Origin of the sequence: Streptomyces sindenensis (assembly GCF_014649035.1) — a bacterium.
GTDB lineage: Bacteria > Actinomycetota > Actinomycetes > Streptomycetales > Streptomycetaceae > Streptomyces > Streptomyces sindenensis.
The window spans coordinates 1-23,356 of record NZ_BMSG01000026.1 but is presented as its reverse complement, the minus strand read 5'-3'; the positions used below and the strand labels follow the sequence as shown (position 1 = coordinate 23,356).

At 72.2% G+C, this 23,356-nt stretch carries 16 protein-coding genes; 2 read left to right on the top strand and 14 right to left on the bottom strand.

The window, feature by feature from the left end; genetic code table 11:
- Positions 1-68: 68 nt before the first annotated feature.
- The 8 genes from IE145_RS24390 to eccD all read right to left on the bottom strand — a co-directional run bounded on the left by IE145_RS24390 (position 69) and on the right by eccD (position 9,520).
- Positions 69-437, bottom strand: a complete 369-nt coding sequence (locus IE145_RS24390; RefSeq protein WP_069738629.1) for a hypothetical protein — start codon at positions 435-437, stop codon at positions 69-71.
- Positions 438-442: 5 nt separating this feature from the next.
- Positions 443-898 carry a YbaB/EbfC family nucleoid-associated protein gene (locus tag IE145_RS24385; RefSeq protein WP_189527588.1) on the bottom strand — a complete coding sequence of 152 codons (456 nt, stop codon included), beginning with the start codon at positions 896-898 and terminating at the stop codon, positions 443-445.
- A 112-nt stretch (positions 899-1,010) separates the two neighbouring features.
- Positions 1,011-4,718 (bottom strand): AAWKG family protein, encoded by a 3,708-nt coding sequence (locus tag IE145_RS24380; protein ID WP_189527587.1) that lies wholly within the window; start codon positions 4,716-4,718, stop codon positions 1,011-1,013.
- A 48-nt stretch (positions 4,719-4,766) separates the two neighbouring features.
- Complete coding sequence (locus IE145_RS24375; protein ID WP_189527586.1) at positions 4,767-5,240, bottom strand: type VII secretion system-associated protein; 474 nt, start codon at positions 5,238-5,240, stop codon at positions 4,767-4,769.
- Between the two features lie 105 nt (positions 5,241-5,345).
- The gene (locus IE145_RS24370) at positions 5,346-5,654 is read right to left on the bottom strand and encodes a WXG100 family type VII secretion target (RefSeq protein ID WP_006122784.1); all 309 of its coding nucleotides are present in this window, start codon (positions 5,652-5,654) and stop codon (positions 5,346-5,348) included.
- Between the two features lie 93 nt (positions 5,655-5,747).
- Complete coding sequence (locus IE145_RS24365) at positions 5,748-6,083, bottom strand: hypothetical protein (protein WP_189527585.1); 336 nt, start codon at positions 6,081-6,083, stop codon at positions 5,748-5,750.
- Between the two features lie 443 nt (positions 6,084-6,526).
- Positions 6,527-8,071 carry a type VII secretion protein EccB gene (eccB, locus tag IE145_RS24360; protein ID WP_189527584.1) on the bottom strand — a complete coding sequence of 515 codons (1,545 nt, stop codon included), beginning with the start codon at positions 8,069-8,071 and terminating at the stop codon, positions 6,527-6,529.
- A gap of 45 nt (positions 8,072-8,116) precedes the next feature.
- Entirely contained in the window at positions 8,117-9,520 is a 1,404-nt protein-coding gene (gene eccD / locus IE145_RS24355; RefSeq protein ID WP_189527583.1) for a type VII secretion integral membrane protein EccD, read from the bottom strand.
- A 401-nt stretch (positions 9,521-9,921) separates the two neighbouring features.
- Here eccD and eccCa point away from each other — a divergent pair, with 401 nt between their 5' ends.
- Positions 9,922-13,941, top strand: a complete 4,020-nt coding sequence (gene eccCa / locus IE145_RS24350; RefSeq protein WP_195826269.1) for a type VII secretion protein EccCa — start codon at positions 9,922-9,924, stop codon at positions 13,939-13,941.
- Positions 13,942-13,993: 52 nt separating this feature from the next.
- Here the strand turns inward: eccCa and IE145_RS24345 are convergent, their stop codons facing one another.
- The 4 genes from IE145_RS24345 to IE145_RS24330 all read right to left on the bottom strand — a co-directional run bounded on the left by IE145_RS24345 (position 13,994) and on the right by IE145_RS24330 (position 20,511).
- Positions 13,994-15,283, bottom strand: coding sequence for a S8 family serine peptidase (locus tag IE145_RS24345; RefSeq protein WP_189527582.1), 1,290 nt, complete (start codon positions 15,281-15,283; stop codon positions 13,994-13,996).
- Entirely contained in the window at positions 15,280-18,591 is a 3,312-nt protein-coding gene (locus tag IE145_RS24340) for a right-handed parallel beta-helix repeat-containing protein (protein WP_189527581.1), read from the bottom strand. The genes IE145_RS24345 and IE145_RS24340 overlap by 4 nt, the downstream gene beginning before the upstream one ends.
- A 106-nt stretch (positions 18,592-18,697) precedes the next feature.
- On the bottom strand, positions 18,698-19,891 hold the full coding sequence (locus IE145_RS24335; RefSeq protein WP_189527580.1) for a ricin-type beta-trefoil lectin domain protein: 1,194 nt from the start codon (positions 19,889-19,891) through the stop codon (positions 18,698-18,700).
- Positions 19,888-20,511: a type VII secretion system-associated protein gene (locus IE145_RS24330; protein ID WP_189527579.1), complete on the bottom strand. Its 624-nt coding sequence runs from the start codon at positions 20,509-20,511 to the stop codon at positions 19,888-19,890. Before IE145_RS24330 ends, IE145_RS24335 begins: the two co-directional genes overlap by 4 nt.
- Positions 20,512-20,761: 250 nt before the next feature.
- Here IE145_RS24330 and IE145_RS24325 point away from each other — a divergent pair, with 250 nt between their 5' ends.
- On the top strand, positions 20,762-21,823 hold the full coding sequence (locus tag IE145_RS24325; protein WP_189527578.1) for a mannose-binding protein: 1,062 nt from the start codon (positions 20,762-20,764) through the stop codon (positions 21,821-21,823).
- An 85-nt stretch (positions 21,824-21,908) separates the two neighbouring features.
- On the opposite strand, the gene IE145_RS24320 is transcribed toward IE145_RS24325, so the two are convergent.
- Both IE145_RS24320 and IE145_RS24315 read right to left on the bottom strand, forming a co-directional pair.
- The gene (locus tag IE145_RS24320) at positions 21,909-22,082 is read right to left on the bottom strand and encodes a hypothetical protein (protein ID WP_189527577.1); all 174 of its coding nucleotides are present in this window, start codon (positions 22,080-22,082) and stop codon (positions 21,909-21,911) included.
- Positions 22,083-22,260: 178 nt separating this feature from the next.
- The gene (locus IE145_RS24315; protein ID WP_229825788.1) at positions 22,261-23,142 is read right to left on the bottom strand and encodes an alpha/beta hydrolase; all 882 of its coding nucleotides are present in this window, start codon (positions 23,140-23,142) and stop codon (positions 22,261-22,263) included.
- Positions 23,143-23,356 lie beyond the last annotated feature (214 nt).

Genomic DNA, 23,356 nt, shown 5'->3' with positions numbered 1-23,356 from the left:
GGGGGCCGTGCGGGCAGGACGGAGCGGCCGCTCCCGGTCGTGTGCGGGAGCGGCCTGCGGCGCGGGGGTCAGCGCCGGCCATGCCCGCCCGGGCCGTCGAATCCGTCGGTTTCGAGGCGGCTGTTGCCGTGCTCGATCTCGTCGATGTTGCGGTCGCGGGTGTCCTTCATCATCCGGACGTTGCCGATCGTGGCGTCGGTGATGCCCACCAGGGCGTCCCGGATGGAGAGCATGGTGTCCTTGGTGGTCTGCCGCTCCTTCTGCTCCTGCGGCTTGGCCTTTTCCGAGAACTCACTGTTGGTGCCGGGCCAGCCGACCGTGGGCGCCAGCTCGTCGAGGAACTCCTCGGTCATGGACCGGGTGAGCGTCCCGATCTCCTCCAACTGTCGCGCCAGGGCCTCGATGCGCTCCGGGTCGACGTAGTACCGCTGCCCCATCCCGCTCAGTCCTCTCCCTCGTCGCCGAGCGCGTCCCGCCAGGCGGGGGTGGCGGAGCCGCCGCGCGAAGTGGTCTCGCCGTCCTCCCGCAGCACCTCGGGGCCGAAGACGCGCTCCCAGTCCAGTTCGAAACCCTTCAACTCCGGCACGTTGCTGCTGGGTTCGGTGAAGGGGGCCATCGCCTTCATCACATGCCGGTTCATCTTCAGCCGGGCCGCGCTCGCCGCTTCCAGGACGCTGGCGGCCAGCTCCTGCGGGGACATGTCGCGGTACTTGTTCTCCAGGAACTCGATCCCCGTCAGCTCGCCCTGCGGGCCCGCGGTGGCCCGTACCGCCCGGTCGGAGGAGAGCACCGAGAAGGACGCCGACCGCAGTTCACGTTCGGTGCGCGCCACCGCCTCCTGGGCGGCCTGCAGTTCGGCCATGGCCTTCTCCAGGCGCTTCTCCAGTGGTTCCATCACGCCCGCGCTCCTCGTTCCGTCCTGCTGATCGTTCCACCGTCCGTACGCATGACCGTACGTTCCCCGCGCCGGGCCCGGATGTCCGGCCCCGCCAAGCGCTTCTGACGTCGCGTCACCTGCCGATCACGGCCGGGGTGCCGCCCTCCTCGGTGCCCCATACGTCCGCGTCCTCCTCCAGGTAGTCGGCGGACGTCATGGGCCTGCGCTCCTGCTCCTGCTCCCCCTCCGGGGAGTCGCCGCCTGTGGTGGCCACCCGGGAGGCCGGGGTGAGGAAGGAGTCGCTGTCCTCCTGCCGGTTCCACGGGCTGCGCCTGCGGCGGTTGCGGCGTTCGCTCTCCTCCGCCGCGTCGACCAGGACCGCGCGCACGCGCTCGCCGTTGCCCTTCTCACCGCCCGCGCCCATCCCGCCCATGCCGCCGCCCATCGGCATGCCGGGGGTGCCGGGCGTACCCGGGGCGCCGGGGGCTCCCGGGCCGCCGCCGGTGCCGGGGGTCGTCGCGCTGTTCGTGGCGCTGTCGGAGAGCGGGGCGACCTGGCCGAGAGTCTCCGACGATGGGAGGTCCGCGCCGGGGAGGCCGCCGCCGGAACCGCCGCCTCCCACCTGGGCGCTCAGCCCCAGCTCTGCGAGAGGAACGTCCCGGGTGGTGGTCCCGGCACCTCCCCCGCTCTCCCCGCTGCCGCTCACACTTCCGCTGCCGCTGCCGCTGCTACCGATTTCCCTCAAGTCGTCCAGGAAGTCGGGCCTGTTGCTGTCGCCTCGCGTGTTCAACTCGTCGAGAGTGACCGTCTCGGTCCTGCCCTGGGGGTCGGTGACCGTGGCGATGCCGGTGTCCGGATCGATGGAGTGGCTGGAGCCGTCCGGGAAGGAGTTGAGGAACCGGCCGTTGTCCAGCGAGGAGACGGAACCGTCCGGGTTGGTCACCTCGGCGCCGTGGGTGAGGTCCGTGGTGACTTCGGAGCCGTCCGGGGCGATGCTGGTGAGCTGCCCCGTGTCCGGGTCGAAAACGCTCTTGCCGCCGTCCGGGAACGTGGTGGCGAAGTCGTCGTTCTCCAGCCCGGTGAGACTGCCGGTCGAGGACTTCAGGCCCGCGTCGCCCGTGTTGAGGTTCCCGAGGTCGCCCAGGTCGTCGATGGTCTCCCGGTCGCCCAGGCCACCGGGTGACTCGGTCGGCAGATCGGCGTTGATGTTGCCCAGGCCCCCCAGATCGCCGATGGTCTCCCGGTCACCCAGGTCACCCAGGTCGCCGATGCTCTCCCGGTCGCCCAAGCCACCGGGTGACTCGGTCGACAGATCGGCGTTGATGTTGCCCAGGCCACCCAGATCGCCGATGGTCTGCCGGTCGCCGAGGTCACCCAGGTCGTCCAGGCCGCCCTGGCCGCCGTTTACGTTCCGGCCGTTCAGGTCTCCGAGGTCGCCGAGGTTCTCCGTGGTGACGGTGCCGTCAGGGGCCGTGGAGGTGGCCTGACCGGTCTCGGGATCCACCACCTGCGTCGTTCCGTCCGGAAACGTCGTCGTCAGCGTGCCGTCGTCGCCGAGGGAGGTCACCGAACCGTCCGGGTTGGTCACCCGGGTGCCGTCGCCCAGATCCTGCGTGGTGACGCTGCCGTCCGGGTGGGTGGTGGTGAGCAGTCCGCTGTCCGGGTCGAAGGAGGTGCTGCTGCCGTCCGGGAAGCCGGTGGTGAGCTGGTTGCCGTCGAGCTGGGTCCGGCCGCCGGTCGGGGTGTCGAGGGAGCCGCCCGTACCGTTGTTGATGTCGCCGAGGCTGCCGAGGCTCTCGGTGATCGCCCGGTTGGCCGCGTCGTCGGTGCTCCGCGTGGAGCCGGGGCCGCCGTTGACGCCGCCGAGGTTGCCGAGGTTCTGGCCCACCGGGACCGGGCCGCCCGCGGGGTTGTTCACGTCGCCGAGGCTGCCGAGGTTCTCGGAGACCGCGTTGTTCGCGTCGCCCAGGCTGCCGAGGCGCTCGGAGGCCGCGTTGTTCACGTCGCCGAGGCTGCCGAGATTCTCGGAGACCGCGCTGTTCACGTCGTCCAGGCTGGGAGTGTTCGAGCCGCCGGGACTGCCGGCGTCGCCGGGGTTGTTGATACCGCCGAGGTCGCCCAGGCTCTCCGTCACCGGGACGTCCTGCTTGAGGTTGAGCAGCTCGTCGAGGCTGCCGAGTCTCTCGCCCCCGCCACCGCCCGGCCCGTTGATGTCGCCGAGGCTCTCCTCCATCTGCTTGGCCTGTTCCTCGGCCTCCCGCTTGGCCTCCTCCTGCTCCCGCCGCTGCTCCTCGCGCAGTTCCTCCTGGTACCTCTTGTCCTCTGCGCGCTGTTCGTTCTGCTCCTTGCGCAGTTCGTCCTGGAGCTTCTTGTCCTCCTCGCGTTGGAGGCGCTGCTCCTCACGCAGCTCGTCCTGGTACCTCTTTTCCTCTGCGCGCTGCTCCTCCTGCTCCTTGCGCAGTTCGTCCTGGAGCTTCTTGTCCTCCTCCCGCTGCTTGCGCTGCTCCTCACGCAGCTCGTCCTGGTAGCGGCGGTTCTCCTCGTTCTCCTCGTTGATCTTCTCCTTCTCCTCCTCCAGCTTCTTCTTCTCGTACTCCTCGCTCGCCGTCCCGGTCGACCTGGGCTCGGGCACGTTCTCGGAGAAGTCCTTGGAGAGCGTCAGGAACTGGTTGTTGAGCCTCGACTGCACCTCTCGCGCGGGCTCCACGAGCATGTCGTCCACCGCCCGGCTCCAGATGTCCACCGCCTTGTCGCCGACCTTCGCCCAGTTGGCGATGTCGGTGAGGTCTCCGTAGTCGGGGTGTACCTGGGAGAAGCCCTCCTTCGGACTGTGGCTGACCGTCGTGGAGTAGCGGGTGGTGTACGACTTGATCTCGGTCCTGGCCACGTTCTCCCGGTCCACCCACTGGGCGAGGTCGTCGAGGACATAGCGCAGAACCCGGTGAGGGTCGTAGTAGTCGGACTGGGCCCAGGTCAGCCAGTGGCCCAGCAGATCCCGGGCCGCCTGCTCAAGGTGGGAGCGGCCCAGGGAGAGCGCGCGGGAGTAGACGGTGTTGCCGGTGCCGGAGGCGTCCCCGCTGCCCGCCGTCTCGTTGAAGGTCTCCACGTAACTGTCGTAGTTCTCGCGGATCTTCTTGATGAGGCTGCGGAAGACCTCCGCGGCCTCGCCCTTCCAGCTCGCGTCGTCCCGGCCGAAGCGGTCCTCCCAGTCTTTCAGCAGCGGCGCGTGGTCCTTGAAGAACTTCGCCGCGTAGTCGAAGGAGTATCCGGCCCTGGTGAAGGATTCCAGGTCGACGACGTCGGACTCCTTGGCGGCGAGACCGCTGAAACGACCGTCGCCGCTGTTCCCCTTCAACAGGGCGAGCAGCGCCGCCCGTGGTCCGTTCATGTACCGGGCCAGCGGGACGGTGCTGAACTTGTCCTTGTTGTAGTCCGTGAACTCGTTGCCCTCGCGGACGGAGACCTCGTTGACGTCGGAGGAGTCGGTGCCGGCGAAGATGATCTCGTCACCGGACTTCACACGGCCCTCGAAGACGATCCGGGCCTGCATGATGGAGCGCTTCTTTCCGCCGTCGAAGAACCAGATGTCGTAGTCCTGGCCCTTGTCCCGCAGGAAGCCGGAGTCCTTGACGAGGAGGCCGAGGCTGCGCTCCCTGATGTCCATCCGGAAGAGCTTGCCGCCGTGGTCGGAGCGGAGCGAGTCGAAGATCTCGCCGCGCTTGGGCACGGGATAGCCGGTGATGTGCGTGACGAGGTCCGCCCAGTTGTCGGTGGACGCCGCGTCCCGTTCCTCGTACTTGTCGACGTTCTCCACGGATGATGCGTCGTACCGGTCCGCCACCGCGCGCCCTCTCTCGTCTCCAGCCGTTCACCCCGTGCGCGGGGGCGGCTACTTCTCTTCCGTGCCCGAGGATCCGCTGGTGAGCGTGTCGACCTCTTCGAAGGTCTGGAGCAGCGTCTGTGCGTCGATCGCGTCCAGGTTCTTGTTCTTGGTCTTGTTGGCCTCTTCGATGGTGTCGGTGAGGGCCTCCTTGAGCTCCTTGAAGAGCTCCATCTGGTCACCGAGCAGCTTGTCGAGGGAGGTCGCGACGGTCTTCACGCTCTCGACCAGCGTCGGACCGGAGATCAGCTTCTCCCGGTTGATCAGTCCGAGGCGCAGGAGCTGCGATTCCTGGTCGAGGTTGTCGGCCGTGGTGTAGCCGCCGATGAGCTCGCTCAGCGGGCGGATGCGGCCGTCGCCCTCACCCTCGCCGTCCTCCTTGTGCTTCTTGGCCTTGGTGTAGACCGGGTGCACCTCGTTGTCGCGGAAGTTCTCCATCTGCTTGAGGTCGAAATGCTTGACGTCGGCCTGCTCACCGGCCATGGGACGTCCTCCTGCGGTCGGACGGGGTCACGGAAACGGAGGTGCGGGAGGCCGGGGCCGCCTCCGCCGCGTACGGCGGGATGGGCGGCCCCGGCCGCACGACGGCTAACGGGCCCGCACGTTGCCCCAGTTGTCGGCGCTGCGGCGCTCGTCGCGGGAGTGGTTATCGTGGATGCTCTGGACCAGTTCACCGCTGTCGCCGAGGAGCAGGGCCATGTTCTTGGTCGCCTGGTCCCACTCGGCCTGGACGCCTCGGTACATCGCCTGGTCGTCACCCTCCCACGAGGTCACGAGCGGCTTGAGCTCGTCCTCCAGGTTGTTGAGGGTGGTGATGATCTGCTGGGTCTGCTGCTTCAGTTCCTCGATCGCGTTGCGGACCGTGGAGTACTGCACATCGATGATGCCGTCGGCCATGACATCTCCTCTCGGGTGGCCGGGCCCCGGGGCCCGGGGGTGCTCACAGGTTCTCCGGACTCCGCGCCGGTGGCCGGCGCCGCCGGGGACGGGTCAGCGCAGCGCCTCGAAGACGCCCTGGCTGGTCTTGCTGTTGAGCACCTCGGTGAGGTCCTGGTTCTCCTTCGCCAGCCGGTCTGCCGACGTGACGTTCTCCTGGAGCGCGTCGATCATCTTGCTGATCTGCACGACGACCTTCTGTGCTTCGCCGTTCCAGCTGCGGAACAGCTTCAGCAGGGCCTGGCCCTCGTCGCCTCCGACGCCCGAACGCGCGGCGATGTCGGCGACGTTGTTCTGAATCTTCTCGACCGCGGCCCGGGCCGACTCCAGCGAGGAGACACCTCCCAGGCCCTTGGCATAGTCCGCCCGCCTCTGGCCACTGTCCGCCATGTCGCGCTCCCTTCGTTGAGTGACTTCTCGTCGCACCGTTGCCCGCCGAGGCTAAAGAGAAATCGCCGTCCGCCGCAACGCATGCAGGGAAGATTTGAGCATAGTTCTGCGCGTCAGATTTCTTGCGTGCCACCTGAGTTGTCCGCAGGTTTCCACGAAATGAACGCGGACCACGTGCCGTCCGTCCGTACCGGTCGATGCGGACGGGAAACGGGCAGCGGAAGAATCCGAACGGTCATCGGGGGCGCCCGTTTTCGGGGTGGTGGGCCTCTCGCGCCAGATTCCGCGGAGATGCGGGCGGCGAATTTCTGAGCTTTTTCTGAGGTTTGCTATCGCGCGTGGCCCACACCCAGGAGGACGTGCTCGCCGCCGAGTCATGGGTGAAGTTCCGCTTCCCCACCCATTTTCCTTTCTTCGGCACCGTATGGGGGATTTCGTCTGGATCATGGCCGGGAGTCGTCTGTCCCGGCCGCGGCGACCGCCCCGCACTTCGGGGCGGTCACGCGGGGCTCCGCGACACCGGAGGCGGCGGCCGGATCGAGGTCCGCACCGGTCGGCAGTGCGGCGAGCAGCGGCGCCGGGACCGAGCCGATGTCCCCCTCCCCGTAACCGAGCGCCGTCAGGGAGTCCTTGGCCGGGAACCGGTACTTCACACCGTTGTCGGCGACCAGATAGGTGGTCCCGGCGTGTGCGGCGCCGCTCGCGTGCAGGGCCCGGACCAGGGCGCCGCGCCCGGGGCGTACGACGGTGGCGTCGGTCCGGACGCAGGCGGCGGCCAGCGGCTGGGCGGTCCCCTGCGACACCGCGGCCGGGGCGAGTGCGGTCAGCGGGACCAGCACCGACCGGATCCGGGCGCCTCCGTCACCCCCGTCCACCTGGGCGCAGAGGGCGGTGCCGCGCGGCGCGGAATGCGGGGCGGGCGGTGTGCGGGGCAGCTCCGCGCCCGCGGAGCCGGCACCGGCCGTGTCCTTCGCCCGGTGCGTACGGAGCGCGTCGGCGCCGACCGCGCGGGCCTCGGGCGAGCGCCCCTGGTAGGCGTCCTTCTGGGTGGCCGGGTCGCCCAGCACGAGGGCGGCCTCCAGTCCGGAGAGCGGCACGAGGCCGTCCTTGCGCAGCAGGTGGTACGTGCTGCCGCCGCCGGGCACGCTCACCTCGAAGAGCTGGCCGACCGTGCTCGGTCGACCGCCGATGACCGGGCCCTTCTCCCCACGTCCCGCGACCTCCGGCGGCTTCAGGGCGGGGCCGGGGGCGAGGGCGTCGAGGAAGGCCGCCGAGACCGGCATGGCCCGTTCGGAGCCGTAGCCGAGGGCGTTGCGGGCGTCGGACTCGCGGTCCAGCGCGAGCCGGCTGCCCCGCCACACCAGGTACTCGGTGCGGTCCGGGCCGCGGACGAGCACCCCGCGACCGGCGCCCACGTCCTGGGAGTCCAGCGGTGCCCCGGCGACGAGGGTGGTGGCTCCCGGCCGGTCCACCCCGGCGTCCGCGGCCCCGCCGGAGGTGCTGGGCAGCGCGCCGTCCGGCCCGGTGACGCACATGTGCCAGGCCCCGGCGTCGAGCCGGCCCGGGTCGGGCAGGGTGTCCGGGGCGCCGGGGATGCCCGCCGGGGTCCCCACGGGAACGTCGCGCAGTGAGGCCGTGGAGACGTCCACGGACTTGAGGTCGGACCCGCCGATCAGCCGGGCCGAGGCGTAGTTGCGCACCGGGTGCAGGACGCCGTCGGTGCCGGTCCACAGGTAGCGGGCGCCGGTGTCGCGGTTGACCACCAGGTGCTCGCCCTTGCGCCAGGTGTCGTTGCCGCCGGGGCGCAGCAGCCCGTAGACGGTGGCGCCCGCGCCGATCAGGACGGTCACCAGCAGGCCGAAGACGACGCCCCGGGTGGTGCGGCCCAGCGGGCTCTCGGGGGCATCCGGGTCGGCCATCAGCAGGCCCGAGCTGAGCCTGCCCATCATGAATCCGTGGGCCTGGACCTGGTCGCGCTTGGACTGCACAGCCTCTCCTCAACTCGTCTCTGGTTCAACCGGCGTACGCGGTGCTCAGCCGAACAGGCCGCGCAGCCGGCCGAAGAGGCCGGCCACCCAGAGGGCGAACGGCAGCAGCGCGACCGCGAAGCCGGTGTGGGCCAGCTCCGCCGCCCGGCCCCAGTACGGCAGCACCCGGCGGCCCGGCACGATCCAGGACGCGGTCACCAGGGCGGCAGCGGTGGCGAGCAGCACCGCGAAGACGACCACGCGGCCGTCGGCGTCGCTGTCCACCGCCCAGGCGCGGGCGAGGAGCAGCAGTCCGCAGATCCCGGGCACGGCCAGGGAGAGCCGCTGGCCGATGTGGACCAGACCCCGGGAGTGCAGGAGCAGCAGCAGGGCCAGTGCGAGTGCGGTGAGCGTCTCGGGGAGGTCCGGGGTGTGGGCGAGAACGGCCAGAGCGGCGGTGGTGATGGTGCCGGTGGCGGCGAAGAGCGCGGTGACCCAGCGCCCGGCGAGTTCGGTGCGCTCGGCGACCTCGTCGCCCGCGTACGGGTCGATGCCTTCCTGGAGCTGCCCGGCGGAGGACGGCAGGGCGGGCATGCGCATTCCGGCCAACTTGAAGGCGAAGGGCGCCACGGCCCCGGCGGCGAGTACGACGACCGTCGCCACCAGCGCGACCGAGGCCGCCGCGTCCAGGCTCGTGTAGCCCATCAGGGCCCCGGAGAGCGCGGTGGCCGCGGCGACCACGGCGGTGGCCAGCAGGGCGGGGGCGCCGACGGCGGTCGCGGCGAGCGCGAGGACGGCGCCGCCCGCCGCCGCCGCACCGGCCGCCAGCAGCCGGGCGCCCACGACCTGCGCCGCGTCGGGTCCGGCCGGATCGCCGCCGGGCAGCACCCAGCCGACCAGGGCGAAGCACGGGGCGACCAGCAGGCCGAGCGCGGTCGCGGAGAGGCGGTCGCCGACCGCGCGGCTGGCGGAGCCGGCGCCCGCGAGGAGCAGCACCCCGGCGACGGCCGCGCAGGCGGCCCGGGTGGCGGAGTCGGCCACGCCGGGCCGGAACACCATCACCAGAGCGGTCGCCACGGTCGCCACGGCGGTGCCCACCAGCAGGCCGCGGGCGGCCCCGGCGTGCCACGTGTGCAGGCGGCGGGCCACCGTCTCGGCCATCCCGTCGACCAGGTCGTCGAGCCGGGCCTCGGGCAGCGCCTCGGTGTGCGGGCGCAGGTGGAGCACCTCACCGTCGGCGAGTCCGGCCCGGGCCAGGGTGGTCTCCTCGTCGAGCGGGGCGTCGCCGAGCCGCTGGAGCACCCAGCCGGCGTGATCGAGCCCGGCCTCCTCGGCCTCCTCACCGACGTACCGCAGGAGGGTGGGCAGCAGATCGGCGACCGGTACGTCGGCGGGCACGGCCAGATCGATGGTGACGCTCGGCGCACGTACGGTCAGGCGGCACGTTTCGGCCACCGCACTGTCGGTCATCAGTAGAACTCTCGTCTTCCGTGCAGGCTTTGACAGAGGACTTCCCCGGGAGAGGGAATGTGCGAACAGTACGGAAAGTCCGCGCGGCCGTGAAGCAGGGGGCCCGGCAAGGAAATTGTGCCCGCAGACCGGTGAGGGCCCCCCGCGTGGACAGGGCGCGTTCCGTGAATGCAGACTACTGCCTGCGGCCACCGGCCGTGCCGCGCGGGCCGGGCCTCGAATCCGGTATGCGGGTCGGCCTTCACGGAAGTTGGCCGCCCCGCGCTATCCGCGCGAGACATTCACCCGGCGTTCATCGGAGCATGCGCCGCCCCGAATGAATCAGCCTGGTGTGGTTTTCCCCTGCCCGACGTACCGGTATTCGACGGGCCGGAAAGTCGGCGAACCGGAGGTTCTGTTCCTTGAGTGTCGTGCTGTTTCGCCGCCCGGCCCGCAGGCGCGGGCCGGAGATGCCCGAGGGGCGGTTGACCCTCCAGGAGCCGCCCGTCCTCGCCGAGACGGTGCCCGACACCTCGGCGGTGTGGACGTACCTGCCGATGGCGCTGATGTCGGTGTCGATGATGCTGATGTTCCTGCGCCCCGGCGGCGGGAACGGCGTCTTCATGTATCTGGCGATGGGCGTCATGGCGCTCTCCGCCGGCGCCATGCTGCTCGGGCAGCTGATGCGCCGCTCCAGCGAGCGCAAGCAGCGGCTGAAGGGCGAACGGCGCGACTACCTCCGCTACTTGGCCCAGACCCGCAAGCGGGTGCGGACCACTGTCGCGGAGCAGCAGCGGGCGCTGGCCTGGCGTCACCCGGAGCCCGCCTCGCTGCGCTCGCTGGCCCGCACCTCCCGGCTGTGGGAACGCCGTCCGGCCGACGAGGACTTCGGCGAGGTCCGGCTCGCGGTGGGCGAACAGCAGCTCGCGCTCACCCTCGACCCGGTCTCCACCCGCCCGGTCGAGGATCTCGAACCACTCTGCGCGCACGCGCTGCGCCGTTTCATCCGGGCCTACTCCACCATCCCGGACCAGCCGCTGGGCCTCTACCTGCGCTCCTCGGCCCGGATCCTGCTGCGCCCGGAGGAGGATCCGGAGGAATCGCCGGACGGGGCGCCGCCCGGCGCCCTGGGCCCGGAGCGGGACGCCGTACGGGCCCTGGTGCGGGCGATGCTCGGGCAGCTCGCGGTGTTCCACGCTCCCGAGGAGCTGTGGATCGCGTTCTGTGTCAGCGACGAGCGGCGGGCCGACTGGGAGTGGGTCAAGTGGCTGCCGCACGTGCTGGATCCGCACGAGGAGGACGGGGCGGGGCAGGCGCGCCGGATCACCGCCGACCTCACCGAGCTGGACGATCTGCTCGGCGCCGAGTTCGCCGAGCGCCCCGGGTTCGACCCGGACGCCCGGCCCGGCCGCGACGAACCGTACACGGTCGTCGTACTGGACGGCGTCAGCGTCCCGGAGGGCCACCGCTGGGAGGGCCACGGCTACCGCAACGCCCTGGTCCTGGATGTGTCCGGGGCCCTGCGCTGGCGGCCCGGCCGCAACACGCTGCGCCTCACCGTGGGGCCCGACCAGGTGAACCTGGTGCGCACCGACCGCAGTCGCAAGGAGCGTACGGTGCCGCTCGGCCGGCCCGACCGGCTCGGTCCGCTCGGCGCGGAGTCGCTGGCCCGGCTGCTCACCCCGCGCCGGATGAGCCTCGGCACCGATATCGCGCAGCCGCTGGACACCGACGTCGAGCTGACGACCCTGCTCGGCATTCCCGATCTGCACCGGCACGACCCGCAGACCCTGTTCGCCCGGCACTCCGGCTCCGGCCGGCTGCGGGTGCCGATCGCGGTCGGCGTGGACGGCCGCCCGGTGGAGCTGGACATCAAGGAGTCGGCGCAGGGCGGCATGGGCCCGCACGGCATGCTCATCGGCGCCACCGGCTCCGGAAAGAGCGAACTGCTGCGCACCCTCGTCCTCGGGCTCGCCCTGACCAACTCCTCCGAGACGCTGAACTTCGTCCTGGTCGACTTCAAGGGCGGCGCCACCTTCCTCGGCCTGGAGGAACTCCCGCACACCTCCGCCGTGATCACCAACCTGGCCGACGAAGTCGCCCTGGTGGAACGCATGCAGGACGCCCTGCACGGTGAACTCATCCGCCGCCAGGAGCTGCTGCGCGCCGCGGGCAACTACACCTCGGCGCTGGAGTACGAGCGGGCCCGCGCCGCCGGAGCCGACCTGTCGCCGCTGCCCAGCCTCTTCGTGGTGGTCGACGAGTTCAGCGAACTGCTCTCCACCCACCGGGAGTTCATGGAGCTGTTCGTGATGATCGGCCGCCTCGGCCGCTCGCTCGGCGTGCATCTGCTGCTCGCCTCGCAGCGCCTGGACGAGGGGCGTATGCACCAGCTGGAGAGCCATCTCTCGTACCGCATCGGGCTGCGGACCTTCTCCGCGATGGAGAGCCGCGGCGTGCTCGGCGTACCGGACGCCTACAAACTGCCCGCCGCGCCCGGCAGCGGCTATCTGAAGTCCGGGGTGGAGGCCCTGACCCGGTTCCGCGCCGCGTACTCCTCGGGGACGTACCGACGGCGGACCGGTGCGGTGGTGCAGGCCCGGGTGGCGAGCCAGGTGGTGCCGTGGACCAGCGGGTGGGTGGTGCCGCGCACCCTGGAGACCCCGCCCGACCCGGAGCCGGAGACGGAGGAGGCCGAGGACGAGGAGGCGCTGCTCGATGTGGCGCTGGACCGGCTGCGCGGCTCCGGGCCCGACGCCCACCAGGTGTGGCTGCCGCCGCTGGACGAACCGTCACCGCTGGACGCGCTGCTGCCCGGGATCACGCCGGACGAGCAGCGGGGGCTGACGGCGGCGGGCTGGCCGGGCACCGGGAAGCTGCGGGTTCCGGTCGGCCTGGTGGACAAGCCGTTCGAGCAGCGCCGCGACCCGCTGATCGTGGACCTGTCCGGGGCGGGAGGCCATGTCGCCGTCGCGGGCGGTTCGCAGAGCGGCAAGTCCACGCTCGCCCGGACCCTCATCGCCGCCCTGGCACTCACCCACACCCCGGCCGAAGTGCAGTTCTACTGCCTGGACTTCGGCGGCGGCGGCCTCTCCCAGCTCGCCGCGCTGCCGCACGTCGGCGGGGTCGCGGCGCGACTCAACCCGGAGCGGGTGCACCGGACGGTGGCCGAAGTCATGGCGCTGCTGGCCCGTCGCGAGCAGTTCTTCGTGGACCACACGCTGGACTCCATGCAGTCCTACCGGCGCCGCCGGGCCGCCGGGGAGTTCCCCGACGAGCCGTTCGGCGATGTGTTCATGGTGGTCGACGGCTGGTCGACGGTCCGCCAGGACTACGACGACCTGATCCCGAAGTTCAACGAACTCGCAGCCCGGGGCCTCAACTACGGCATCCATCTGCTCATCACCACCACCCGCTGGGTGGAGCTGTCGGCACAGGTCCGCGACCAGGCCGCCACTCGTCTGGAGCTGCGGATGGGTGATCCGATGGACTCCGAGATCGACACCCGCAAGGCCCGTTCGGTGCCGCGCACGGGCGGCCGGGGCATCACCGCCGACAGCAAGATGCACTTCCTCGCGGGGCTGCCCCGGCTGGACGGCGTGGGGTCCCTGGAGGACCTCGGCGAGGGCGTGACCCACCTCGTCGGGGAGATCTCCCGGCACTGGTCCGGTCCTGCCGCCCCGCAGGTGCGGATGCTCCCGCACCGGCTGCCGGTCTCCGAACTCCCCTCCCCCGAGGCCACGGAGGGCGGCGGCATGCGCCTCGCGCTCGGTCTCGACCAGGACGCGCTGGAACCGGTCTGGCACGACTTCAGCCGGACCCCGCACCTGATCGCGGTCGGCGACACCGAGAGCGGCAAGACCAATCTGCTGCGCCTGATCACGCAGGGCATCACCGCCCGGTACGCCCCCGAGGAGGCGAAGATCATCGCGGTGGACTACCGCCGCACCCTGGTCGACGCCATCCCCGAGGAGTACCGCATCGGGCATGTCATCTCCCTCGACAACCTCAACGAGACCATCGAGGGGGCGGCCCGGGCGATGAAGACCCGGGTGCCCGGGGCCGACATCTCGCCCGCCCGGATGCGCCGGTGCGACTGGTGGACGGGCCCGCGCCTGTTCGTCCTGGTCGACGACTACGACATGGTGTCCGGCAACTCCTTCCAGAGCCCCTTCGAGCCGCTCTTCGAGCATCTGACCCTGGGCTACGAGATGGGCCTGCACCTGGTCGTCGCCCGCAGCGCGATGGGCGCGGGGCGCGGTCTGAGCGACGGGCTGATCCGCCGGCTGGACGAGGCCAACAACCCGGCGGTCCTGCTGTCCTGTCCGCCCACGGAGGGCCGTCTCTTCGGCAACGCGAAGCCGCTGAACCTGCCGCCGGGCCGGGCGCTGCACATCCAGCGCCGCAAGCCGAGGCTGGTGCAGACGGCCCTGGTCGAATAGGGCCGGGCGAACGTGGATGGGTCCCCTCCGGCCGGAGGGGACCCATCCGCGTTCAGCCCTGGTCGGGGGTGCCCGCCCCCGCCGGACGCCAGCCCCGGGCGCGGGCCCGGGTGAGGGCGAAGCCGGCCCAGAGGAGGGAGAGGACGCCGGCCGACCCGAGCAGGACGAAGAGGACCGCCCGGCCGGTGGCGCGGTCGGCGTCGGAGGTGTCGCGTACGGCCACGGTGCCGGTGGCCCGCTCCGCACCCGCGGGAGCCGGGGCGGTGTCGCCGAGGACCGTGGTGACGGCGGCGTAGGCGTCCAGTTGGGGGATGTCGGCCGGGTACGCGGTGGCGGTCAGCCGACGGGTCACCGCGTCGGCCGGCTCCTGGGGGTGGGCGGCGCGGACGGCCGCGGCTGCCCCGGCCGCGTACGCGGTGGCCACCGCGACGCCGCCGCCGAGGTAGTGCCCCTTCCCGCGCGGCCCACCGGAGACCACCCCGGCGCCCGGGGCGGCCAGATCGATGTCCTCGGTGCGCAGCGCGCTGTCCGGCCGGGCGCCGGCGGGCAGCATGTCGGCGACCGCGAGGACGCCGGGCTCGCCGGCGGGCCAGTAGGTACGGGAGGGGATCTCGTCGGCCGACCCGCGCGACGGCGGCTCCGGGGTGGCCGCCGCGACCACCACCGCCCCGGCCTTGCGGGCCTCGGCGACGGCCCGGGTGAGCGCGGCGTCCTTGCGCGGGAGGGCGACGGCGACCGCGATGACGTCGGCCTCGGCGGTGGTCGCGGCCCGGACGGCCGCCGTGACGAGCGCGGAGTCCGGCTGCCCGCGCCGGTCGGTGCCGCGCAGAGCGAGGATCTTCGCGGCCGGCGCGACCCCGGCAAGGCGCGGGGTCGGGCCGCCGGAGCCCGCGATCAGCCCGGCCAGGAACGTCCCTTGGCCCACGCAGTCGTCGGCGGCCTCGCCCGTGGCGGTGACGCGGCCGTCGAGCCCTTCGGCCCCGGGGGCGACGCCGGTGGAGATCAGCGCGACGGTCACGCCGGCTCCGGTGGTGTGCCGGTGCAGCCGGTCCAGGTCGAGGCGCTGGCGCGACCAGTCCTGCTTCTTCGCCCCCTCCTTGGAGGCGGGGGTGCAGACGACGGCCTCGGCCCGCGCGTCGAGCGCGACGGGCATCCCGGGCAGCTCCTGGCCCTTGGACCCGTCGGCGGCGGGGGATGCCACGGGGGTACGGGAGAGGGGTCCGGCGTGGGCGGGTACGGCCACGGGCACCACCAGGACGGCGGCGAGAGCGGCCCCGTACAGCAGGCGGGTCGTCCTGGCCGTCCGGGGCCTCCCGGTCGTCCGTCGCTCGGGCGGCCTCACTGCGGCACCGCCTTCGGGCCCACGGCGGAGACGTCCGCCGGGAGGAGGATGCGCAGGTCGTCCAGGGTGGGCGCGGCAAGCGAACTGATCCTGCCCGCCTGGCGGGTGACCATCGACTCGACGACCTGGCGGGCCAGGCGGGCGTTGCCGAAGGACCGGTCGCGGGGTACCGCGTCGAAGTGCTCCTTGAGCAGCGGTCCGGTGCCGGGGCCGCACTCGTACCCCATGGCGGCGGCCTGGGCGCGCACGATGGTGACCAGTTCCTCGGAGGAGTAGTCGGCGAAGGCGATCCGGCGCGGGAAGCGGGACGAGAGGCCGGGGTTGGAGGCGAGGAAGCGTTCCATCTCGTCGGTGTATCCGGCGACGATGACGACGACCTCGTCGCGGTGGTCCTCCATCAGCTTCAGCAGGGTGTCCACCGCCTCCTGCCCGAAGTCGGCGCCGCCGCCGCGCGGGGTGAGGGTGTAGGCCTCGTCGATGAACAGCACACCGCCACGGGCCTTTTCGAAGACCTCGCGGGTCAACTGGGCGGTGTGGCCGATGTAGCGGCCGACGAGGTCGGCGCGGGCAGCCTCGATGAGCTGGCCGCGCTCCAGCACACCGAGCTGGGTGAGCACCTCGCCGTAGAGCCGGGCGACGGTGGTCTTGCCGGTGCCGGGCGGGCCGGTGAAGACCAGGTGGTTGCTGAGGCTGGGGACGGGCAGCCCGGCGGCGGCGCGGTGGCGGGCCGTGGTGATGAGGTTGACCAGATCGGCGACCTCGCGCTTCACCTCGGCCAGTCCGATCATGTCGCCGAGGCGGGTCAGCGGGTCGTCGGCGGGTACGGCGGTCTCGGCGGCCGACGCGGCGGCGGTGGCGGAGACGTCCTCGGGCAACAGCAGCCGCAGATCCTGCTCGCTGACCTGTGTACGGGCGGAGAGCCGGATCGCCTGGCGGTCCACCATCTCCTCGAACACCCCGCGTGCGGCGCGGCCGTTGCCGAATCCGGCGTCCCGGTCCATGGCCCCGAAGTGGGCGGCCAGTGCCTGGGCCGTGCCCTCCCCCAGCTCGTACTGGTGCTGGGTGCACATGCTCTCCATGATCGCGACCAGGTCGTCCACGGAGTAGTTCTCGAACTCGACGGTCCGCGAGAAGCGGGACGCGAGGCCCGGGTTGGAGCTGAGGAAGGACTCCATCTCGCGGGAGTATCCGGCGGCGACCACGACGACGTCGTCGCGGTGGTCCTCCATGAGCTTCAGCAGGGTGTCGACGGCTTCGCGGCCGAAGTCGGCTCCGCCGTTGCCGCTGTCGGCGGTGAGGGTGTACGCCTCGTCGATGAAGAGGACGCCCCCCAGGGCCCGTTGGAAGGTCTCGGAGGTCTTGATGGCGGTGCCGCCGACGACTTGGGCGACCAGGTCGGCGCGGGAGACCTCGACCAGGTGACCGCTGCGCAGCGAGCCCAGTTCGGCGAGGATCGCCCCGTAGAGGCGGGCGACGGTGGTCTTGCCGGTGCCGGGCGGGCCCGCGAAGATCAGGTGTCTGCTCATCGGCGGTGCGGGCATGCCGAGTTGTTCGCGGCGCTGGGCGAGCTGGGTGAGGTTGACCAGGGTGCGTACCTGCTGCTTGACGTTCTCCAGGCCGATCAGCGCGTTGAGGGCGCCGAGCGGGCCGTCCGCGCGGTCCGGCGGTGGCGCGTCGGCGGCGCCGGAGCCGGCCGGGTCGGTGTTCTCGGCGCTGCCGCTGCCCCAGGCGTCGCGCTTGCCGTTGCCGACGCTGTTGAGTCCGTCCACGGCGAGCCGTTCGCCGGGCGCGGTCTGCACCAGGCCGCCGCCCTCGTTCTCCCGGGCGGTGCAGTTGACGAGCGAGACGGGCGCGGTGGACTCCACCCGGAAGCCGTCCTGGGCACCGCCGTTGGCCTCGCATCCGCTGAGCGAGGCGAGGGCGCCCTCGCCGAGGAGGAAGCCGTGGCCCTTGGGGGCGTGGACGGTGGTGCGGTTGGCGGTGAGTTCACCGCCGGACGCGACGACCACGCCCTCCTCGCCCGATATCTCGACGCGGAAGTCGCGGACGGTGACGTTGCCACCGTCCTCCACGGCCAGTCCGCAGGTGGCGGTGTCGAAGACCCCGCCGCCGGCCAGGTAGAGGGTGGAGCCGGAGCCCACCCGTACGCCGGCACCCTTCGGACGGACGATCTCGCAGTCCTCGACGCGTCCCCGGGCGTCCTTGGCGGCCGCGATGCCGTCACCGGCGGGCTCGACCAGCCGGGCCCGGCGCAGCAGCGGGTTGGCGCCACCCTGGAGGGAGACGGCGGGCGAGCAGCCGATGACCTCAAGGCGGTCCAGCTCGGGCGCCGCGTCCTCCTCCAGGAACAGCCCGGCCCCCTCGCAGTCACGCACGGTCAGTCCGGTCAGCGCCGGGGAGGAGGCCCCGGCCACCCGCAGTGCGGCGCCCTGCGCCCCGTCCACCCAGCAGTCCTCGAAGGTGCCGCGCGCCCGGTCGGTGACGAACAGACCGTGTCCCCGTGCGCGCGAGACACGGCAGCGGCGCAGGACGGGATCAGTGCCCACGGCGAGGACGATCCCGTTGCCGGAGGCGCCGGTGACACGGACGTCCTCCAGGGTGGTGCGGCCCGCGCTGCTCAGATGCACGCCGGTGCTGGTGTCGTGCACCACGGTCCGGACCACGGAGACGGCGCACTCCCCTTCGAGGGCGATGGAGGGCTTGTCGGTGGAGGAGATGTCACAGTCCTCGACGGTGCCCCGCGTCTCGCCGTTGGCCAGCAGCCCGTTGCCCCGCGCGCCCCGCACCGTGCAGTCGCGGACGCGCGCCTCACCCTGTTCGGCGAGGACGATGCCGCTGGTGCCGAGGTGTTCGAGCGTGCAGGACTCCACCGTGGTGGGGGTGGTGGAGGTGACCACGATGCCCGCGCCCTGCGGGTTGCTCACCCGGCAGTCCCGCAGCGCGAGGGAGCCGGTGCCGCCGGCCAGCATCGCGGTCCAGGCGGCGCCGACGATCTCGCACCCGTCGAACGCGGCCTGTCCGCGCCGCACATCGACGGCGGGCAACTCGGGGTCCCCGCCGCGCAGGGTGAGTTCGGAGAGCATGACGGCGTCGGCACGCAACGCGACGACACTGCCCGAACGCGGCCGGATCTCCACCGTGCCCCGGCCCTCGGCGGCGGTGAGGGTCACCCGGGTGTGGATCACCAGGTTCTCCGCGTACGTCCCGGGCCGGACGCTGATGAGCGCACCGGTACGGGCGGCGGCGAGCGCCTCACCGATCGTGGAATAGCGGTCCGCGGGGCCGACCGTCAGTACCTGGCGCGACACGCACCAACCTCCTTGCTACGGCGGCGTCCTGTCCGGACGCCCCTCTTCGCCGGGGACGCGGTTCGGCGGTCCGGCGATGCCATCATGTCTCGCTCCGCGCGCCCGGTCAGGTGCTCCACTTCTGGTTGTCGAGCCCGGTGCACTCCCACAGGACCAGATAGGTCTCCGGGCCGCGCCCCTTGCTGTGGTTCGGGATGTCGACGCACTTGCCGACGACAGTGTTCACCAGGTCGTGGGCGCCGTTCAGGGTGAACTTCTGGGCGGCGGAGCCGTTGCACCAGGCGAGCTGGATACGGGAGCCGTTGGCGAAGTTCGCGTTGGCCACGTCCAGGCACTTGTCCCTGGCCCGGATCGTGCCGTCCGAGCCGAAGCGCCACTTCTGTGCGTCGGCGCCGTTGCAGTCCCACATGAACAGGGGCTGGCCGTCGTTGAAGTTGTGGCCGGGAACGTCGACGCAGCGGCCGGAGAGGTGGCTGCGGAAGGATACGAGCCCGCTGAACGTGACGGCGGGCTGGGCCTTGGCGGGCCTGCTCTCGCCACCGCTCTCGGTGCTGGGCTGCCCCGCGGACTCGTCCTCGGACTTCCCCTTGGACGAATCGGCCTTCTTCGGCGGGTCCTTGGGCCCTTCGTCCTTCTTCGCCTCCGTCCTGCCGCCGTCCGCCGGGGGGATGGCAGGAACGGGGTTGCCGGCCTTCTCCGGCTTCGCCTCGTCCTTCTCCCCCTCCCTCTTCTTGCCGTCCTCGGGCGCGGTGACGGCGAACTCGCCCGGCGCCTCCGGTCCGCTCCCGTCGAGGACGGTCCCGGCCCCGGCGGCCTTCGTCCGCTCGGGCCCGTCGTCGTGGTTCCCGGCGAGCACGAGGAAGGGCACCGACACGAGCAGCGCGCCCACGACCGCCGCCCCCGCCAGCGCGGCCTTGCCCGGCCGTCCCACGGGCCCCGCCTCCTGCTGCGGCTTCCCGATGGCGGTGGCGGTCATGGTCCGCACGAGGGCGGGAAGCCGGCTCTGGGCGGCGGAGGCGTCGGGGTCGGTCTCGGGGGCGGAGGAGCCGGGGTCGGTCCCGGAGTCGGAGGCACCGGAGGAGGAGGGGGCGGCCTCGGGCGTTGCGGCCGGGGCGTCGGGGGCGGGCGCCTGTGCCTCGGGGCGCGGGCCCTGCCCGGCCTTCTCGCCCTCCGGGGCCTTCTCCGCCTCCGATATCCTCTCGGCTTCCGCGGCCTCGGCTTCCGCGGCTTCGGTCTTCGCCTGTACGGGAGCGGGGGCGGAGGCGGAAGCGGGGGTCTGCGGGGACGACGAGCGCGTCACGGGGTCCTCCCTGTGGTGTGGGGCCGGAGTTCGGTCGTGCCGGGTCCGACGGCCGGGACCGCCGGACCGGAACCGACGGCACCGGGAAGGCTGTCGGCGGGAACGAGCAGGGGAGCAGCGGCACCGGAGTTGACCATCAACAGAGCGCCGCTGTCAGCCAGCGATCCGGCCAGCTCCCGGGCGGGCACGGTGTCATGGTGAAGTGCCGCGGACATGAACGCGTGGGTGGCCGAGGTGAACAGGAGCACCACCGGCTTCCCGCTCCGCCCGGCGGCCATGAGCGGCCCGCCGTCCGGCCCGCGTACGACGGTGACGTCCGCTTCCGCGAGTGCGGCCAGCGCCTCGTCCACCGTGCCGTACCCCGTGGCGGCGCGCTGGGCGGCGGCGTCCACCGGGTCGGTGGGCTCGGGCCAGCCGAGGACCCGGGCCGAGGGACGGTAGGCGGGGTTGGCGCGGTACTCGCCGACGCTCCCGCTGTCGTCCGACTGCCACTCCCCCAGCACGGCCCACTCCGGCGGCGTCCGCGCCTGCGTCCACTCCGGATCGACGATTCCGACCCAGTGGCCGGGTGCACGGCGTGCGGCGTCCTTGACGGCTTCCGGCACGAGGGAGGCATCCACCTGAACTCTTGGCTCCGTACGAATCTTTGAGTGCCGAACGGCCTCAACAGGATCTCATACGCGCCCCGTTCACGGGGTCCGGCAGCGGGCCCGTATAGGCCGTCTGCCTGCCCGTTTGCTGCCCGAGTGGGGAACTTTCCGGGACAGGAGAGGCGTGGGATGACAAAGCGAAAAGACCTGTCGCGGCGAGAGACCGCACCTGCCGCCTCGACGGGCTACGTTGGGCTCGCCCCCGAGGAGGAGTCAGCGCATGCCCCCCGAGCCCCCCGCCCCCGGCACCGAGTCCGCGGCGGCAGCCACGGAGAAGTCCGGCACCACGTCCCCGCCGCCCGCCGCGGAGGAGACCGGCCCCGTGTCCCGGCCGCCCGCCACCGCGGCCGAGGCGCGGGAGCCCCGGAGCGCGACCGCCGCGACGACCGCTCCCGGCACTCCCCAGGCCCCGGCCACAGCCACCACCACGCCCGAGGAACCCCCGACGGCCGCCACCGCCCCGTCCGGCCCCTCCTCCACCTCCACGGCCCGGACCGCGGAGGCCCCCGAGGCACGCACGGAGGCCATCGCCCTGGCGGCGACCGTCGCCGCGAAGCCGGACACCAAGACCCTCACCGCTGCCGACCGCGGCCGCCCCCGCGCACCGGTCCTGGCGGGGGCGGCGTTCGTCGGCGCCGCCCTGGTCGCGATACCCGTGCTGCTGATGGGCAGCGCGAACGACGAGGAGCCTCGTAACAGCGGTACGACACCGGTGGCCGGGAGCGCCGACACGGTGCTCAACCCCGAGTCGGCCCCGGCGGCCCTGGACGACTACGTGGCGGTGAAGCCGACGCCGTCCCCGACGGCACAGAAGCCGTCCCCGACGGAGAAGAAGAGGACCACCGCTCCGAAGGCTGCTCCCGCACCCGTGGCGCCGTCGCCGGCTCCCCGTAGGACCGCCGCCGCCGAGAAGCCGAAGGCCTCGCCGGAACCGAAGCCGAAGGCGGCCCCGAAGCCGAACTGGGGCACCCAGACGGTCTCCGCGACCAGTTCCATCGGGGTCGGCCAGTCCTGGGCCACCAACCGCATCCGCATGACGATGCAGCAGGACGGCAACCTCGTCGTCTACAACGAGCAGAACAAGCCGATCTGGGCCGCCATGACCTTCGGCGAGAACCACCGGGCGATCTTCCAGCCCGACGGCAACCTGGTCATCCACAACGGCGACGACCGAGCCATCTGGGCGTCCAAGACGCACGACTTCGGCGGCGCCCAGATGGTCCTGAGGCCCGACGCCAAGGTGGTCATCGTGCACCACGGCAAGGTGGTCTGGTCGACGTGAGCGCTGCGTGGGCGCACGCCGGCCGGCGACCACGCGGCACCGGGGTTCGGCCCCGGTCGATGACCCGGTGGTCGTCGTGCCTGCCTCAGTGACGTTCGGGCAGGTCACGCTCGGCGCGCAGCGGTAGGTGGACAGCGGTGCCGGAGGGCTCCGCCGAGCGCGCGTTGGGGGCGGAGGCCTGCCTCTTGCCGCAGAAGGCGGCCTCCGGGGTGTTGCCCAGCGCGGTGTTCGCGGCGCCGCGGTTGGCCGCGTGGGCCACTGGGGAACGGCTCGGTACAGCCCCCCATCACCTGGACGGAGTCAGGTTGCTCCCCGTCCACCACGGGTTCGGCGGGAAGCCGTGGCCGTCCGCTCCGTGGCTCAGCCGCCCTCACGCCGTGCCGCCCCTCTTCTCCCGTTCGGCCCGGGGCGACGAAGCCGGGCCGTGCGGAGCTTCTTCAGCGGCCGGTGAGGGCCCGGATCTCGGATGCGATCAGTTGGGGGTCCTCTTCGGCCATGAAGTGCCCGCAGGAGACGGTCCGGTGGCGGAGGTCGTCGGCCCAGGCGCTCCAGAGACCCTGGGCGTGGTAGCCGAGGGCGGCGCCCCAGTCCTGCTGGAGGACGGTGACGGGCATGGCCAGCTTGTTGCCGTTCTCCTTGTCGGCCCTGTCGTGGTCCACGTCCACCCCGGCCGAGGCCCGGTAGTCGGCGACGATCGAGGGGACGGCGTCCGCGGAGGCGGCGAGGTAGTGGGCGCGGATCTCGGCGGGGAGGGCGTCCGGATCCTTGGTCCAGGCGTCGAGGAAGTAGCCGAAGAAGCTGTCCGCGGCACCCCGGATCATCTTCTCGGGCAGGCCGGGGGCCTGGGCCATCAGGTAGAGGTGAAAGCCGACGCAGGCGTCGAGGCCGTGCAGGGCGTCCCACATGTCGAGGGTGGGCAGGACGTCGAGGAAGAGGGCCCGGGCGACGGCGTCCGGGTGGTCCATCGCGGCACGGAAGGCGACCAGGGCGCCGCGGTCGTGGCCGGCCAGGGTGAAGCGGTCGTGGCCGAGTGCGGCGGCGAGGCGCACGACGTCTCGGGCCATGGTCCGCTTGGAGTAGACACCGGGGCCGGTTTCGGCGGGCTTGTCACTGGCCCCGTAACCGCGCAGGTCGGGGCAGATCACGGTGTGGTCGGCGGCGAGGTCGGCGGCGACGTGCCGCCACATCAGGTGGGTCTGCGGGAAGCCGTGCAGCAGCACGAGGGGGGTGCCGCTGCCGCCGACGGCGGCCTTCAGGCAAACGCCGTCGTCGACGGTCACGCGGTGGTCGGTGAATCCAGGGATGCTCGGGGTTGTCACGGTGGCTCCTGTGGTTCGTGGGAGAGTGGACGGCCCGGACCTCCGGCCTCGTCGGTCCGGGCTGTTCGGGGACATCACCCAGATTGCGGGCCGCGGATCAGCGATCGATGAGTGCGAACGCCGCACGCTCCGGCGACGGCGCGCCCCGTCCGCGAAAGGACTTCCCAATCGTGATGTCAAGCCGCTGCTGTGACGGGAGGTGAACCTTGGTAGC

What these genes read in the sequence shown, in the direction of transcription:
- IE145_RS24390 (WP_069738629.1), bottom strand. Translation starts at nt 437, where the DNA reads ATGGGGCAGCGGTACTACGTCGACCCGGAGCGCATCGAGGCCCTGGCG.
- IE145_RS24375 (WP_189527586.1), bottom strand. Translation starts at nt 5,240, where the DNA reads ATGGCCGGTGAGCAGGCCGACGTCAAGCATTTCGACCTCAAGCAGATG.
- IE145_RS24370 (WP_006122784.1), bottom strand. Translation starts at nt 5,654, where the DNA reads ATGGCCGACGGCATCATCGATGTGCAGTACTCCACGGTCCGCAACGCG.
- IE145_RS24365 (WP_189527585.1), bottom strand. Translation starts at nt 6,083, where the DNA reads ATGGCGGACAGTGGCCAGAGGCGGGCGGACTATGCCAAGGGCCTGGGA.
- eccD (WP_189527583.1), bottom strand. Translation starts at nt 9,520, where the DNA reads ATGACCGACAGTGCGGTGGCCGAAACGTGCCGCCTGACCGTACGTGCG.
- IE145_RS24325 (WP_189527578.1), top strand. Translation starts at nt 20,762, where the DNA reads ATGCCCCCCGAGCCCCCCGCCCCCGGCACCGAGTCCGCGGCGGCAGCC.